The sequence below is a fragment of the Paenibacillus cremeus genome (assembly GCF_007786445.1).
Lineage (GTDB): Bacteria > Bacillota > Bacilli > Paenibacillales > NBRC-103111 > Paenibacillus_G > Paenibacillus_G cremeus.
In genome coordinates this window covers 84169-96881 of the sequence record NZ_VNJI01000009.1, presented here as the reverse complement: position 1 = coordinate 96881, position 12713 = coordinate 84169, and the positions used below count along the sequence as shown (strand labels likewise).

Annotated in this window: 17 protein-coding genes; 8 read left to right on the top strand and 9 right to left on the bottom strand. The window is 57.1% G+C overall.

Annotation, left to right across the window (positions count from 1 at the left end; all coding sequences use genetic code 11):
- The first annotated feature begins 128 nt into the window (after window positions 1–128).
- Window positions 129–746 carry a nitroreductase family protein gene (locus FPZ49_RS09270; protein WP_144845810.1) on the top strand — a complete coding sequence of 206 codons (618 nt, stop codon included), beginning with the start codon at window positions 129–131 and terminating at the stop codon, window positions 744–746.
- 76 nt (window positions 747–822) lie between these two features.
- On the opposite strand, the gene FPZ49_RS09265 is transcribed toward FPZ49_RS09270, so the two are convergent.
- Together FPZ49_RS09265 and FPZ49_RS09260 are read right to left on the bottom strand one after the other, a co-directional pair.
- The gene (locus tag FPZ49_RS09265; protein WP_144845809.1) at window positions 823–1272 is read right to left on the bottom strand and encodes a DUF1992 domain-containing protein; all 450 of its coding nucleotides are present in this window, start codon (window positions 1270–1272) and stop codon (window positions 823–825) included.
- Between the two features lie 107 nt (window positions 1273–1379).
- Window positions 1380–2657: an erythromycin esterase family protein gene (locus FPZ49_RS09260; RefSeq protein ID WP_144845808.1), complete on the bottom strand. Its 1278-nt coding sequence runs from the start codon at window positions 2655–2657 to the stop codon at window positions 1380–1382.
- A gap of 163 nt (window positions 2658–2820) precedes the next feature.
- On the opposite strand from FPZ49_RS09260, the gene FPZ49_RS09255 reads away from it, so the two are divergent.
- Together FPZ49_RS09255 and FPZ49_RS09250 are read left to right on the top strand one after the other, a co-directional pair.
- A complete protein-coding gene (locus FPZ49_RS09255; protein WP_144845807.1) occupies window positions 2821–3300 on the top strand; it encodes a cytochrome c biogenesis protein CcdC in 480 nt (159 codons plus the stop codon).
- 112 nt (window positions 3301–3412) lie between these two features.
- Complete coding sequence (locus FPZ49_RS09250) at window positions 3413–4084, top strand: GNAT family N-acetyltransferase (RefSeq protein WP_144845805.1); 672 nt, start codon at window positions 3413–3415, stop codon at window positions 4082–4084.
- Window positions 4085–4172: 88 nt separating this feature from the next.
- On the opposite strand, the gene FPZ49_RS36705 is transcribed toward FPZ49_RS09250, so the two are convergent.
- Entirely contained in the window at window positions 4173–4634 is a 462-nt protein-coding gene (locus FPZ49_RS36705; protein WP_261381332.1) for a hypothetical protein, read from the bottom strand.
- 177 nt (window positions 4635–4811) lie between these two features.
- On the opposite strand from FPZ49_RS36705, the gene FPZ49_RS09240 reads away from it, so the two are divergent.
- The 3 genes from FPZ49_RS09240 to rnhA are packed head-to-tail and all read left to right on the top strand — an operon-like array spanning window position 4812 to window position 8174.
- Window positions 4812–5654: a glycosyltransferase family 2 protein gene (locus FPZ49_RS09240; protein WP_261381331.1), complete on the top strand. Its 843-nt coding sequence runs from the start codon at window positions 4812–4814 to the stop codon at window positions 5652–5654.
- Between the two features lie 14 nt (window positions 5655–5668).
- Window positions 5669–7459 carry a DNA helicase RecQ gene (recQ, locus tag FPZ49_RS09235; RefSeq protein WP_144845959.1) on the top strand — a complete coding sequence of 597 codons (1791 nt, stop codon included), beginning with the start codon at window positions 5669–5671 and terminating at the stop codon, window positions 7457–7459.
- Window positions 7460–7508: 49 nt separating this feature from the next.
- The gene (gene rnhA, locus FPZ49_RS09230) at window positions 7509–8174 is read left to right on the top strand and encodes a ribonuclease H (protein ID WP_144845803.1); all 666 of its coding nucleotides are present in this window, start codon (window positions 7509–7511) and stop codon (window positions 8172–8174) included.
- 60 nt (window positions 8175–8234) lie between these two features.
- On the opposite strand, the gene FPZ49_RS35470 is transcribed toward rnhA, so the two are convergent.
- Genes FPZ49_RS35470 through FPZ49_RS09215 form a run of 4 tightly spaced genes read right to left on the bottom strand, consistent with a single transcriptional unit; the run spans window position 8235 to window position 9380 of the window.
- Window positions 8235–8393: a hypothetical protein gene (locus FPZ49_RS35470; protein ID WP_186445703.1), complete on the bottom strand. Its 159-nt coding sequence runs from the start codon at window positions 8391–8393 to the stop codon at window positions 8235–8237.
- Window positions 8394–8396: 3 nt separating this feature from the next.
- Window positions 8397–8576, bottom strand: a complete 180-nt coding sequence (locus tag FPZ49_RS09225) for a hypothetical protein (RefSeq protein ID WP_144845801.1) — start codon at window positions 8574–8576, stop codon at window positions 8397–8399.
- Window positions 8577–8605: 29 nt separating this feature from the next.
- A complete protein-coding gene (locus tag FPZ49_RS09220) occupies window positions 8606–9073 on the bottom strand; it encodes an SRPBCC family protein (RefSeq protein WP_144845799.1) in 468 nt (155 codons plus the stop codon).
- Entirely contained in the window at window positions 9051–9380 is a 330-nt protein-coding gene (locus FPZ49_RS09215) for an ArsR/SmtB family transcription factor (RefSeq protein WP_222429891.1), read from the bottom strand. The genes FPZ49_RS09220 and FPZ49_RS09215 overlap by 23 nt, the downstream gene beginning before the upstream one ends.
- Window positions 9381–9488: 108 nt before the next feature.
- Here FPZ49_RS09215 and FPZ49_RS09210 point away from each other — a divergent pair, with 108 nt between their 5' ends.
- Window positions 9489–9938, top strand: a complete 450-nt coding sequence (locus FPZ49_RS09210) for an SRPBCC family protein (protein ID WP_144845797.1) — start codon at window positions 9489–9491, stop codon at window positions 9936–9938.
- Between the two features lie 18 nt (window positions 9939–9956).
- On the opposite strand, the gene FPZ49_RS09205 is transcribed toward FPZ49_RS09210, so the two are convergent.
- Window positions 9957–10757, bottom strand: coding sequence for a helix-turn-helix domain-containing protein (locus tag FPZ49_RS09205; RefSeq protein ID WP_144845795.1), 801 nt, complete (start codon window positions 10755–10757; stop codon window positions 9957–9959).
- Window positions 10758–10894: 137 nt separating this feature from the next.
- Between FPZ49_RS09205 and pyk the strand changes: the two genes are divergently transcribed.
- Complete coding sequence (gene pyk, locus FPZ49_RS09200; RefSeq protein ID WP_144845793.1) at window positions 10895–12310, top strand: pyruvate kinase; 1416 nt, start codon at window positions 10895–10897, stop codon at window positions 12308–12310.
- Window positions 12311–12390: 80 nt separating this feature from the next.
- Here pyk and FPZ49_RS09195 read toward each other — a convergent pair whose 3' ends face one another.
- The gene (locus FPZ49_RS09195) at window positions 12391–12654 is read right to left on the bottom strand and encodes a hypothetical protein (protein WP_144845791.1); all 264 of its coding nucleotides are present in this window, start codon (window positions 12652–12654) and stop codon (window positions 12391–12393) included.
- Between the last annotated feature and the right edge of the window lie 59 nt (window positions 12655–12713).

The window sequence follows — 12713 nt, the reverse complement described above, 5'->3', positions numbered from 1 at the left end:
AATAAAAGGGAATGGTGTTTGAAATGCGGTACCGCGCTGTATAAATGCAGTCATACTTTACAAAAGTAAGTAAGTTGTTATAGTATATAATAGTTGTCCATTTATAACTTTTTGATAGGAGTGAAATTATGAATACCGCTAATCAAACGCTGGATTTTAGTCAAGTCGTGACCGGCCGTCATTCCGTTCGTCAATTCGAGCGCGACGTCCAGATCTCCGATGCGGAGCTGAACGAAATTTTAACTTTGGCAGGCACCGCGCCATCCTCTTGGAATCTGCAGCACTGGCGCTTCCTGGTGGTACGTGAGCAGGAGCAGAAGGATCGTCTGCTGCCGCTAGCCTTCAATCAGCAGCAGGTTTCCGACGCTTCTGCCGTTGTTATCGTGCTTGGCGATCTGCAAGCCAACCTGATGACACCGGTTGTGTTCGCGAACTCGCCGCAGGAAATTCAAGATATGATGGCTCAGCAAATCAATGGCGCCTACGCTAGCGACCCATCTGTGGCTCGCGACGAAGCGATCCGTAACGCATCGCTTGCAGCGATGCAGCTGATGCTGGCCGCAAAAGCGAAAGGTTACGATTCCGTACCGATGGGCGGCTATAACCGAGCGGCGGTCGTGAAGGAATTGAACATCCCGGACCGTTACATCCCTGTGATGATGGTTCCAATCGGCAAAGCGGTAAGCCCGGCTCGTCCGACAGGACGCCTTCCGCTCGATCAGATTGTAATTCACGAGCGCTTCTAATCCTTCTTGCACTTTTTAAAAAAAGGGTGCCCCACACGCCAATCTCTGGCTTGAGGGCACCCTTTTGGGTTTGAAGCTACCTATACCACCGCGCATACTGCTCCCGCAGGTTGCTTCGGGTGAGCTTGAGCCGATGCAGGGTCAGGCTCGGCGCCTGATGATTCAGCTCGGCAATTTGCTGGTTGGTGTCCGCCAGCAGCGCTTCGATCTCAGGATCGGACGGGCTTTTGTCGCACAGCTCCAGCAGCTTGCTCATGTTCTCCCCGATTTCCTTGCGGAGCATGATCCACGGCGGCGACACCTTTGCATTCTTTAGAATGGTCGTCAAAATATCGTCGGTCGGCACGATGAGCGGCTTGCCTAGACCGGGCAGGTCCATCCCGCCATTGTTCACAAACTCTTCGTAGGCCTCATCGACCCAGCCTTTCTTATTCAACTCGTGCGTGACCAGAAGCGCCGTATCCTCCAGGGTTTGCTTCGGCAAAGGGATGTGCGGGCGCTCGGGCTCCGGAGAAGATTTGGACATCGAATGGTTCCTCCCTCATTCAGCCTTAGAGAACGTATTTCCTTTCCTTCAGCGTAATGGAAACGAACCCGAGCGTCAATCCGCGCGCAGCGTGCAGCGGCTTTGCTTTACACCATAACAGGAATGCCGGCAAGCGGCTTCACCGCTGTCGTGGCATCCATATGGACAAAGGCGTCATACCGCTGCGGCAGCACGGTCGGTACATAGTTGCCGCGCTCGCGGCGCGGGTGATAGACGACCCCGATCGCCCGATGGCCGATGACGGTGTCCATCAGTGCCGGTGCATCGCGACCGGCGAACAGCAGGATATGATCCGCGCCGTTCAGGCTCTCATGCAGCAGGTCCTCCCAGCTGTCGCGGATTCCAGCGGGCACCTGCATCACCTCGGGCGTCACGCCCCAGCGGCTGGCCGCCATCACCGTCCCGCGATGCGTCCCGAAGCCAATGGCGAACACCTCGCCGGGGTCGCTCTGCTCCCGCAGAAGCTGCCCGACGTTCACCATGCCGTCCTCCAGCATGTCGGTCGACCGGGCATCGCCGATGTGTGTGTTATGCTCCCACACGACCGCCTTGGCCCCAGGGCCATAAAAAGCAGCAATGCGCTGCAGCGCTTCGACCATATGGCGGTCGCGGATGTTCCAAGACTCCGCATCGGCGGTAATCATCGCGCGGTAATACTGCTCGGCGTGCAGCGTCACCAGGCCGTTGATTTCCGCATCGAGCGCCGCTTCCTGCGGGTCCTCCACCCGGCCGCGGTCGGTTCGAAGCTTGGTGAGCAGCGCTACGACCTCGTCGGTACAGCCTTCCCCATACAACGCCGCCGAGACGCCGTAGTTTTGGCCTTCCCGATGGAATGGCTCGAAGCAGGCGAAGGCTTCCCTCGCATCCTCCACGTGCTTGGAGCCGATGCGCTCCAGGTACTGAATAATCTCCTCCATCGATTCCCATAAGCTGTACACGTCCATCCCGTAAAAGCCTACTCGCTCTGCGGCCGGCAGCGCATCGTTATGCGCCTTGAGCCACTCGATCAGCTCCAATATTTCGTGGTTCGCCCACATCCACACGGGCCACCGGTCGAACGCCTGCAACGCAGTCTTGGCGTCGGCTGCTGCCCCAGGCAAGCTTTTTACATAGCGGTTGACGCTAAAGCAGGCCGGCCAGTCCCCCTCGACGGCGATGAACCGGCAGCCGTGCTCCAGAATGAGCCGTTTCGTCAGCTCCGCCCGCACCGTGTAAAATTCGGACGTGCCATGCGACGCCTCGCCGAGCAAAACGTACTTTGCTTCCCCAGCGGCCTCGACCAAAGGTGACAGGTCGTCCGGCGAACGAAGCGGGAGTGAGAGCCGCCTAATTTCGTGGATCAATTTGGTTGTTGCAGCCTGCATAAGGCCCATTCTCCTTTCGCCCATCCAAAATCTTGACCCGATTAGTATGACCGACATTAACGGATAATGTTCATAAGTGAAACTTCTGACCCCGCTGCTGCGTTTACTATAAATAAGGGATGGAATTTATGCCCAATGGAACCTACGGAAAGAAGGACTCGTCATGAATACTTCGAATCTTGCGGCTCTGATTCCCGTTGTGATCATGGTCAGCCTCGTGCTTTGGCGCCGTCTTCGGGCGACGAATAAGCCGGTCAAGGGTAACGGGTACCGCATGCTGCTGCCGCTGGTGTTCATGTGGTTTGGCATGGTGGGATTATTGAATCCGCAGCTGCATTTGACAGTGAAAGAGGTCGTTCTATCGTTTCTTTGCGGGCTGGTGCTCTCGATCCCGATGATTTTGACGACGAATTATGAGGTTCGGGATGACGGCCATATTTATCCGAAAAAAAGCATAGCCTTCGTAATCGCACTTGTAGGTCTGCTTATTCTGCGGCTGGCGCTGAGGGAATATCTGCAGGGGCTCGATCCGGCGGAGCTCGGGATGCTGTTTTACTTCATTGCCATCGGATATGTGATGCCTTGGCGGCTGGTCAGCTATTTGAAGTTTCGAAAGCTGCTGCCGCATCGCCGGGCGGAGTAGCCTGATCAGGAGACGTCAGCATCGCGGGAGCGGGGGCTGAACGTCTTTTTATATTTTTTCCTATGGTATAATGGGGATGGAACGATTCGGCTGAAGGAGGAGAAACGACACGATGCTGTACCACCGAATTACAACCATTGAGGATGCTTATTTTCGGCCGATGCATGAGCTGATGCAAAAAGTATTCCCGCCGGAAGAGGTGCTCGCGTACGAGCTGTGGGCGGAGCCGCTGCAGGACCCGGGCATCCGGGTGTTCGTCGCTGTTCATGAAGGTGAAGTCGTCGGCGCGACGGAATATCGGTTTTACCCGGACCTGGAGGTGGCGATGACGGACTTTACGATCATCGGCCGTGAGGGCCTGGGGATCGGACCGTTTCTGGCGAGTGAGCGGATGCGTGACCTGCGGTCCGTAGTAGCCGCTTCGGGCAGCCGATGGCTGGGGATGTTCGCGGAAATTTATAACCCGTATTTGTCCGAGTCGCTCGGCTTTGGAGGAGTCAAGCCGATGAATCCGTACGTGCGGCGAGAGGTGCTGGCGCATCTGGGCTACCGGAAGCTGGACCTCGAGTACGTGCATCCGTCCTGGCACAATGATGGTGAAGCGGTGCATGGGCTGGACCTGTGCTTTATGACCGTCGACGGTGAAGGCGATTCTGTTAAGGCGGAGCTCGTGTGGCGGTTCTTGGAGCGCTATTACGCAGTGCTGCCCCAAAAACCGGAGGCGTGGTTGCATATGGTGGAAGCGCTCAAGCGCCGAGATACCATCAGGCTGCTGCCGATTTAGCAGAGCAGTACAGAAATAAGCAGAAAGAGGCTCCTCCGACAGCGACAGCGGGGGAACCTCTTTTTTTACGGTTTACGTTTGCTAAAAGTTATGCGTCGGCTGCTTCTTGCAGGGCCTCCTGCTCCTCAGCCTTTTCATCCTCTCGAAGCTGTGCCGCGGCTTGTTCCAATTCGTCCAATGCCTTCTCCAGGCCGTAATTGAGGATGAGGGTTTTGAAGCCTTTGCTGCGATTCAGGGATAGGGCGTCCAGCCGTTCCTTTAAATCCTTGCGGAGATAGACGCGTTCCTTGTCATGGGTCTCGCTGCGCTGCTTCTTCTTGAGCTTGCCTTCGAGCACCTGCGTCAGCGAGGGAGCTTCGGGTTCATCCGCCGCGATTGGGGCAAGCGCTGTCTGCGGTTCCGGCTCGTCGGGCGAGTCCGAAGCTGGCTGCGGGGCAATGGCCTCGAGAGCCGGCTCTATGGCTGCAGCGGCTGCTTCCTCGGACCCAGGTGCGGACACCGGAATCAGCGTTTCAGGGCTGCTGGCGGGCTGATCTTTTTTTCTGGGCATCGTCAAGAACCTCCAACATATAGGATGGGGCTGCTATTATTCTCATTGTACCACACCGCTTGTACTGGAAAATAGCGCCAAAGGAACGCCGGGAGGCTTATTTTTTGCTCGATGCCAGCTGTTTCCACAGAGTTTCCCTTTGGCCGATTTTTTTGTATAGTGGAGAGTAGATGTTTTATGGAGAGCGAGGGAGCGGGGATGGAGAGGCCTCTTATATCGGTCATTATTCCGACCTACAACCGGCCGGATTTTTTGTGTGAGCTGCTGGAGTCGCTATGGCGGCAGACATATCGGAACCTGCAGATTATCGTGGTGAACGATGCGGGGGAGCCGGTGGATTTTGTACGGGAGCTGTACCCGGAGCTTGATCTGACGGTTGTGAACATGGAGCGTAACAGCAAGCACGTCCATGCGCGCAATCGCGGGCTAACGCTGGCTCGGGGCGAGCTGATCATGCTGTGCGACGATGACGATCTGCTGCTGCCCACACATGTCGAGCGGATGGTGCGGGAGCTGGCAGACTGTGACATGGTGTATTCGGACGTCGAAATTTTCGACTACAAGCTGGAGGGACCGGTGCGCCGGGCGACGAGCCGCTTCGTCTTTGCTTATGAGCATGATGTCGAGGCGATGCGGCGGTTTTCGACCTTCGTTTCCTCGGGCTGCCTGTTCCGGAGAGAGCTGTATGATCGGCTCGGGCCGTTCGATGTGGACATGTACCACTACTGGGACTGGGATTTTTTCCTGCAGGCGGTGGAGCATTATCGGGTCAAAAGAGTGCCCGTAGCAAGCGCGCTGTACGCGTTCTCTGGGGCCGGGGACAATATGTCGGGCAATTTGGAGGACATGCGGCCGTATCTCGACAAGCTATCGGCGAAGCATGGACTGGGGACACTGCCGACCAAAAACTTTTTCCTCCTGCTGGAGGAGCCTGAGGTCAAGGTCCGGCGGGCGCAGACGGAAGTGCTGTGGGATGGAGCACCGATCATTTCAAGACGGATGGCAGAAGGGGGCGGCTAACGTTGGCAGGAACGATGGCAGAAGCACGGGAGCTGCTTAAAAAATATTACGGCTACGGCGATTTTCGCGAAGGACAAAAGAAGGTGATCGCCAGTATCCTGGAAGGCCGCGATACGCTGGGGATCATGCCGACCGGCGGCGGTAAATCGATCTGCTACCAAATTCCGGCGCTGATGATGAGCGGCACGACGATCGTCGTGTCGCCTCTCATTTCGCTGATGAAGGACCAGGTCGACGGCCTCGACAGCATCGGGGTGCCGGCGGCGTACATCAACAGCTCGCTGTCGTACGCGCAGGTGGAGACACGCATCCGCAAGGCGGCGCGCGGAGAGTACAAGCTGCTCTATGTGGCGCCGGAGCGGCTGGAATCGGAGCGGTTCCTGGAGCTGCTGTCGGAGCTGACCGTGCCGATGGTGGCGGTCGACGAATCGCACTGCGTGTCGCAGTGGGGACATGATTTCCGCCCGAGCTACATGCGGATCAGCGAGCTGGTCTCGCACTTGCCCGTGCGGCCGCAGCTGTCGGCCTTCACGGCGACGGCGACAGATCAGGTGCGCGACGATATCGTGAAGCACCTGAAGCTGCGGGAGCCGGGCGTGTTCGTGACCGGCTTCGCGCGGGAGAATTTGTCCTTCACGGTGGTGAAGGGCGAGAACAAGCGTGATGTGCTGATGGCGACGATCCGCGAGAACGGCGACGACTCGGGCATCGTCTACGCGGCAACGCGCAAGGAAGTCGATCAGCTGTGCGAGTATTTGCTGCGCCAAGGCGTGGCGGCGGGCCGCTATCATGCGGGGATGAGCGACAAGGAGCGCGCGGAGGCGCAGGAGCAGTTCCTCTATGACGAGGTGCGTGTCATGGTCGCGAGCAATGCGTTCGGCATGGGGATCGACAAGTCGAACGTGCGGTACGTCGTGCATTACAACATGCCGAAAAACATGGAGGCCTACTATCAGGAGGCCGGCCGTGCGGGACGCGACGGGGAGCCGAGCGATTGTCTCTTGCTGTTCAGTCCGCAGGATATTCACATCCAGAAGTTTCTCATCGAGCAATCCGTTGGCGACCCCGAGCGACAGGCGCAGGAATACCGCCGGCTGCAGCTGATGGCGGACTACTGCCATACGCCGCAGTGCTTGCAGCGGTATATCGTCCGTTATTTCGGCGGGGATACGGAGAGCGACTGCGGCCAGTGCAGCAACTGCTCCAGCCCGGACCTGCAGCTGACGGACATCACGCTGGAGGCGCAGCAGATTTTCTCCTGCGTGCGGCGGATGCGGGAGCGGTTCGGCATGACGCTGGTCGCTTCGGTGCTGAAGGGCTCGCGGAACAAGAAGGTGCTTGAGCTCGGCTTCGATGAGCTGAGCACGTACGGGCTGATGAAGCAGCGGGGAGAAAAGGACATCGTCGATTTGATCCAGATGCTGGTGGCCGAAGGCTATCTTCAGCTGTCGGAGGGCAAGTATCCGGTGCTGAAGCTGACGCCGAAGGCGGGCACGGTGCTCACGGGTGAGGAGCGCGTCGTGCAGCGGGTGCGCGTGAAGCCGGCGGCGCCGGCGGTGAAGGACGTCGAAGCGGAGCTGTTCGACGCGCTGCGCCAGCTGCGGACCGAGATCGCGAAGCGGGAGGGCATCCCGCCGTACATCGTCTTTCCCGACAGCACGCTGCGGGAGATGTGCGGCGTGAAGCCGACCAACCCGGCGGCGATGCTCAAGATCAAGGGGATCGGGGAAGCGAAGTTTTTCAAGTACGGTGCGTATTTCATCGAATTTTTCAAGCAGCTGCAGCAGCAACAGCAGCAGGCTTAATCGCTTAAAGGTTTAGGGACCTAAGGGCGGATAGAGTAGGAGGAACCACGTGGCGAAGTCAAAGTTTTATGTCGTATGGGAAGGGCGTCAGCCGGGGGTTTACCGGAGCTGGGCGGAATGCCAGGCTCAGACGAACGGCTTCCCGCAGGCGAAGTTCAAGGCGTACGAAAGTGAGGCGGAGGCAAAGTCGGCGCTGGCTGCGGGCTGGAAGAAGGCGTTCGGCAGCGCAGCTGCCAAGGCTGCTTCGGCTTCTGGCTCTGGCTCCGGCTCGGCGAGTACTTCCAAGGCTGGCGGCGCGCTGCCGACGGAAGTCGATCTGGACAGCCTGTCCGTCGACGTCGGGTGCAGCGGGAATCCTGGCATCGTGGAGTACAAGGGCGTGAATACGAGAACCGGCGAGGTGATTTTCGCGCATCCGCCGATCTCGAAGGGCACGAACAATATGGGCGAATTTCTTGCCATTGTGCACGGGCTGGCGTATCTGAAGAAGCAGGGCAGCAGCATGACGATCTACAGCGATTCCATGACGGCGCTCGCCTGGGTGCGCAACAAGAAGGTCGCCTCCAACCTGCCGCGCGACGCGTCGACGCAGGAGATTTGGACGCTGGTGGATCGGGCGGAGCTGTGGCTGCGTCAGAACAGCTACCCCAACAAGATCCTCAAGTGGAATACGAAGGCCTGGGGCGAGATCAAGGCTGACTATGGGCGGAAATAACAAAAAGAAGCTTGTCCAGACGTTGTAAGAACGGAACTGGACAGCTTCTTTTTTTGCATTTTAGGACGCGAAGCAGGAGAACGTCCCGCTGGCTTCCGGCTGAATATCCGTCGGGGCGCCGCCGGTCGCTTGGCTGAACTGCTCGCTGCTGAGGAGCGCTTCATATACACGGGCAGGGGCCGCTTGAATCGTAAGCTCTTGGTGAATCCCTGCGGACATCAGTTACGCACCCGCCTTTAACTGCTCGTCTTTGCCCTTGAGCCACTGCTCGAGCATTTCCACGGTCATACTTTTGAGCATGTCCCCGTGGTCGTGAATGGCATGATGCCACATCGCAGCTTCAACATGGTACGGGTTCTCGTTCGTGATGGAAAATCCGCAATTGCACATTAAGGTTTTCATATCGTTCAATAGGCTCCTTAAAATTAATATTAGTCGTTCTCATGCATAGCCAGCTCGGACCAAGGGTCGATGCCCGGGTCCTGCCCTTGCGCGAGCGTCTGCAGGCGGGTCATGTAGTGCGTCCAGCCCTGCTGATGGGATGCGACCTCCGAGGCCGGCAGGTTAGAATGCGTAAGCGTCAACAGCGTGCCGTTGTCCTTGGGCGTCAGCTTGAACTCCACCGTGCTGGAGCCCGGAGGCACGATCTTTGACTTTTCCCATCCCCACGTCATAACGATCTTCTCGTTGGGAATAATCTCTTTATACTCGCCCATTGCGATGTCACTGCCATTGACGTCGATGCGGTACTTGCCGCCGATGCTCGGCTCCAGCAGTACATGGCGCCCCATCCAGCGGACCAGCTTGTCCGGATCGGTGAAGAAGGAAAATAACGTCTCCGGGCGGGCCTCAATAAAAATTTCTTTCGTAATCGGTTCACTGCTTGGACTTGGTTTCATGCTGTCTCCTTTCTTCTTCCTCCGCGGCAGCCTTCAAGCGCAGCAGACTGTCATCCCAGAAGCTTTCGATGTATTGCTTCAACTCGGCAAACCCTTCCCTCCTGATGCCATAAAATCGTTTGGTGCCCGCCCGCCGAACAACGACGAGACCGGCTTCTTCAAGTACTTTCAAATGCTGCGAGATCGCCGGTGCGGAAATCTCAAAGTGCGATGCAATGGCGCTGGAGGTTAACTCTCCATCATTGACGAGATACAAAATATCTCGGCGCCGAGGCTCCGTTAATGCGTGAATGGCTTTATCGATCATGAAGATAATTTAGCATACACTTAATTAAGTGTCAACTTAAATAAAGATTGCGCCTGCTCCAGATCTGCTATATTCTTATCTCGTAAAAGGGGAGGGAGGAAAAAAGATATGGTGGACATTCTGACAGACATCGTCATTAAGCGCCCTCGGGAGCAAGTAGCCGCCTATGCCGCCAATCCCGATCACGCGCCTGACTGGTATGTCAATATCGATTCCGCCGAGTGGCGGACGCCAAAGCCGCTCGCACTCGGCTCCCAAATTGCGTTTAAAGCGCAGTTTCTAGGGCGGGAGCTAGCCTATGTGTATGAAATCGTGGAATACGTTCCGGGGGAAAAGCTGGTCATGCGGACAGCCCAAGGCCCGTTTCCGATGGAAACGACGTACACGTGGGAATCGGTGGATGGCCAGTCGACGAGAATGTCGCTGCGAAACCGGGGCAATCCTAAAGGGTTTTCGATGCTATTTGCACCGTTCATGGCGTTGATGATGAGGAAAGCCAACAAGAAGGATCTGGAGAAAATCAAAACTATTCTGGAGCAGCATCAGCAACAAGTCTAAAAAAGCGCACCAACTATGCTAACGAAGCGGCGTCTCCCGATCCTTCAAATATGCTGATGGCGCTTGACCGGTGATGCGCTTGAACACCTTGTGGAAATAAGAAGCATCGCAATAGCCCAAATAATCGGCAATATCGGCGACTGTACGCTGAGAATGCCGGAGCAGGTACACGGCAGTCTTGACCCGCTGCGCATTGACATAATCGCTGATTGTTTGCCCCGTCACTTCGCTGAACAGTGCAGCAGTATGATTGGGGCTTTTGCCGATGACGGTGCTGAGCTCGTCTTTGGTCACTTTTTCCCGGTAGTGATTCTGAATGTAGCTTTTCATCAGCTCGGCGTGCCGGTATTTGACGGAGGACCACCGTCCCTGATCCAGCTCCCGGTTCACATGCGTGAGCGTCTCCAGCAGCAGTGCGAGGCAAAGTGTCTCGTAATAGGACTCGCGCTCGGTCCACTGCTCCGCCATCGTCTGCATCCGGGCGAGCAGCAGCTCGAGCTTGCCCGTGCGCTGCCGGACATAGCGGGTCTCCGCCAGCACAGGCAGCAGCGGCGCCGTGCCGTCCGCACGCGTCTGCGTGAATGTGACGACGTAGGTCTCGTGCGAGACCGATGGGATCGGCTTGCCGTAAAACCCCGTATGATCCGGGATCAGCACGACGTCCCCTTTTTCCAGCAGCAGCTTCTCGCCTTCGATCCAGTAAACGCACTTGCCGTAGCCGACCACGACGAGCGTCCATGCGGCGCTTTCCTTCTCTGCCTCCTCGTACCATCGGGCCGCTCCTGTGTCATGTCGTATCGCGTTGATCTTTAGTAGCATTTCGCTGCACGCCTCCAATCTGCATTGATAATACTATAATACAACTACCATACTATAGTTCATAGTCACTTTCATCGGTTCGCGCTACAATGAGCACTATAAAATAACAAGATCAACAGCGGGGAAGGCGTAGACCAATGCGAAAAACGAAAATCATCTGTACAATGGGACCCTCATGTGAAAGTGTGGAAGTGTTGAAGGAGCTGATCGGCGCGGGGATGAACGTAGCCCGATTGAATTTGGCACACGGCGACGTAGAAGAGCAGCGCAAACGGATTCGGACGATCCGGCAGGCGGCAGCAGAGACGGGAGCGCATATTGCCATCATGCTCGATATCAAGGGGCCGGAGGTGCGCATCGGGCTGCTGAAGGACAAGTCCTACGAGCTTAAAGCCGGCGAGCGTTTGACGTTAACGACCGAGCGGATCGAAGGGGATGCGGGCCGCATCTCCGTATCCTACCAGGAGCTGCCGCAGGATGTGCGTCCGGGCAACAGCATTTTGATCGACGACGGGCTTATTGAGCTGAAGGTGCTGGAGGTCATGGGGACGGAGGTCCACTGCCGCATCGTGAACGGCGGAGTCATTAAGCCGCGCAAAGGCGTCAACCTGCCGGGCATTCGCACGTCGCTGCCAGGGGTTACGGAGCGGGATGTGCAGCATATCCTGTTCGGAATTGAAGAGAACATCGATATGATCGCGGTATCGTTTGTGCGCCGGGCCGAAGATATTATGCAAATTCGCGAGATGCTGGAGAGCCGGAAAGCCGGACATATTCAGCTGATTTCGAAAATTGAGAATGAAGAGGGCGTCGAGGCCTTGGATGCGATTCTGGCCGTGTCGGACGGCTTGATGGTGGCGCGTGGCGACTTGGGCGTTGAGATTCCGGTCGAGGACGTGCCGCTGATCCAAAAGCAGATGATCCATAAGTGCAACCTGGCTGGCAAGCCAGTCATCACCGCTACGCATATGTTGGATTCGATGCAGAGCAACCCGCGGCCGACGCGCGCCGAGGCTAGCGACGTGGCCAACGCCGTGCTCGATGGCACGGACGTCATTATGCTCTCAGGCGAGACGGCAGCAGGGAAATACCCGGTGGAGTCGGTGCGAACGATGGCGGCGATCGCGGAAAAAGCCGAGTCGATCATCCCATACCAGGAGCAGCTCGCAGCCAAAAGCGCCCTGCGCAAAGCCGATACGACCGAGGTGATCAGCCAGTCCGTCGTCAGTGCTTCGCTCGATTTGGATGCTAAAGCGATCATCACGCCGACCGAGAGCGGCTTTACAGCGCGGATGGTGTCCAAATACCGGCCGAAAGCGCCGATCATCGCCGTAACGCCGCACGACGAGGTACTTCGTCGGATGAGCCTGGTCTGGGGCGTCATTCCGGTGAAAGGACCGGTGGTCGAAACGACGGATGCGATGTTCCAATCGGCCCTCGATAACGGCGCCAAAACCGGACTGTTCGCAGAAGGCGATCTCGTAGTAATCTCCGCAGGCGTGCCCGTAGGGAAATCGGGAACAACGAATTTGATCAAAATTCAGCAGGTATAACCCGCCCCGCCAATCAATAAAGAAGCGCCTCTCCATGAAGGCCGGGAACGGCTTTGGGCAGGCGCTTTTGTTTGTGTCTCTTATCTCCCGGTTTTCGGACTCCGGGTTGTCTCGTCCAAATGCATGCGTTTGTCGGTGTTCGCTTTCGTATCTTTGTACATGCGATCCTCCTGACTTTCCAGCGCCAGACTGGCCAGGCTCCACTCCGTTTGTCCCATCACCGGGTCGAAGGGGAATTCGTCTCCGCGCTTCAGCGTTTCCTCCCGGCCCCATTCGTTCTCGTAGATGCCGTCGGTTTCGACTTCTTCTCCGGAGACCGGCCGCATATCCTTGTTCTCTGCCATAATTGCCAAAACACTCCTTCATGATGGATTCGCACGTTAGTATGCCCGCTTTGCGCGGA

Bases quoted from the DNA above. Each gene is read 5' to 3' on its own strand.
- FPZ49_RS09270 (WP_144845810.1), top strand. From the start codon at position 129: ATGAATACCGCTAATCAAACGCTGGATTTTAGTCAAGTCGTGACCGGC.
- FPZ49_RS09265 (WP_144845809.1), bottom strand. From the start codon at position 1,272: ATGTCCAAATCTTCTCCGGAGCCCGAGCGCCCGCACATCCCTTTGCCG.
- FPZ49_RS09260 (WP_144845808.1), bottom strand. From the start codon at position 2,657: ATGCAGGCTGCAACAACCAAATTGATCCACGAAATTAGGCGGCTCTCA.
- FPZ49_RS09255 (WP_144845807.1), top strand. From the start codon at position 2,821: ATGAATACTTCGAATCTTGCGGCTCTGATTCCCGTTGTGATCATGGTC.
- FPZ49_RS09250 (WP_144845805.1), top strand. From the start codon at position 3,413: ATGCTGTACCACCGAATTACAACCATTGAGGATGCTTATTTTCGGCCG.
- FPZ49_RS36705 (WP_261381332.1), bottom strand. From the start codon at position 4,634: ATGCCCAGAAAAAAAGATCAGCCCGCCAGCAGCCCTGAAACGCTGATT.
- FPZ49_RS09240 (WP_261381331.1), top strand. From the start codon at position 4,812: ATGGAGAGCGAGGGAGCGGGGATGGAGAGGCCTCTTATATCGGTCATT.
- recQ (WP_144845959.1), top strand. From the start codon at position 5,669: ATGGCAGAAGCACGGGAGCTGCTTAAAAAATATTACGGCTACGGCGAT.
- FPZ49_RS35470 (WP_186445703.1), bottom strand. From the start codon at position 8,393: ATGTCCGCAGGGATTCACCAAGAGCTTACGATTCAAGCGGCCCCTGCC.
- FPZ49_RS09225 (WP_144845801.1), bottom strand. From the start codon at position 8,576: ATGAAAACCTTAATGTGCAATTGCGGATTTTCCATCACGAACGAGAAC.
- FPZ49_RS09220 (WP_144845799.1), bottom strand. From the start codon at position 9,073: ATGAAACCAAGTCCAAGCAGTGAACCGATTACGAAAGAAATTTTTATT.
- FPZ49_RS09215 (WP_222429891.1), bottom strand. From the start codon at position 9,380: ATGATCGATAAAGCCATTCACGCATTAACGGAGCCTCGGCGCCGAGAT.
- FPZ49_RS09210 (WP_144845797.1), top strand. From the start codon at position 9,489: ATGGTGGACATTCTGACAGACATCGTCATTAAGCGCCCTCGGGAGCAA.
- FPZ49_RS09205 (WP_144845795.1), bottom strand. From the start codon at position 10,757: ATGCTACTAAAGATCAACGCGATACGACATGACACAGGAGCGGCCCGA.
- pyk (WP_144845793.1), top strand. From the start codon at position 10,895: ATGCGAAAAACGAAAATCATCTGTACAATGGGACCCTCATGTGAAAGT.
- FPZ49_RS09195 (WP_144845791.1), bottom strand. From the start codon at position 12,654: ATGGCAGAGAACAAGGATATGCGGCCGGTCTCCGGAGAAGAAGTCGAA.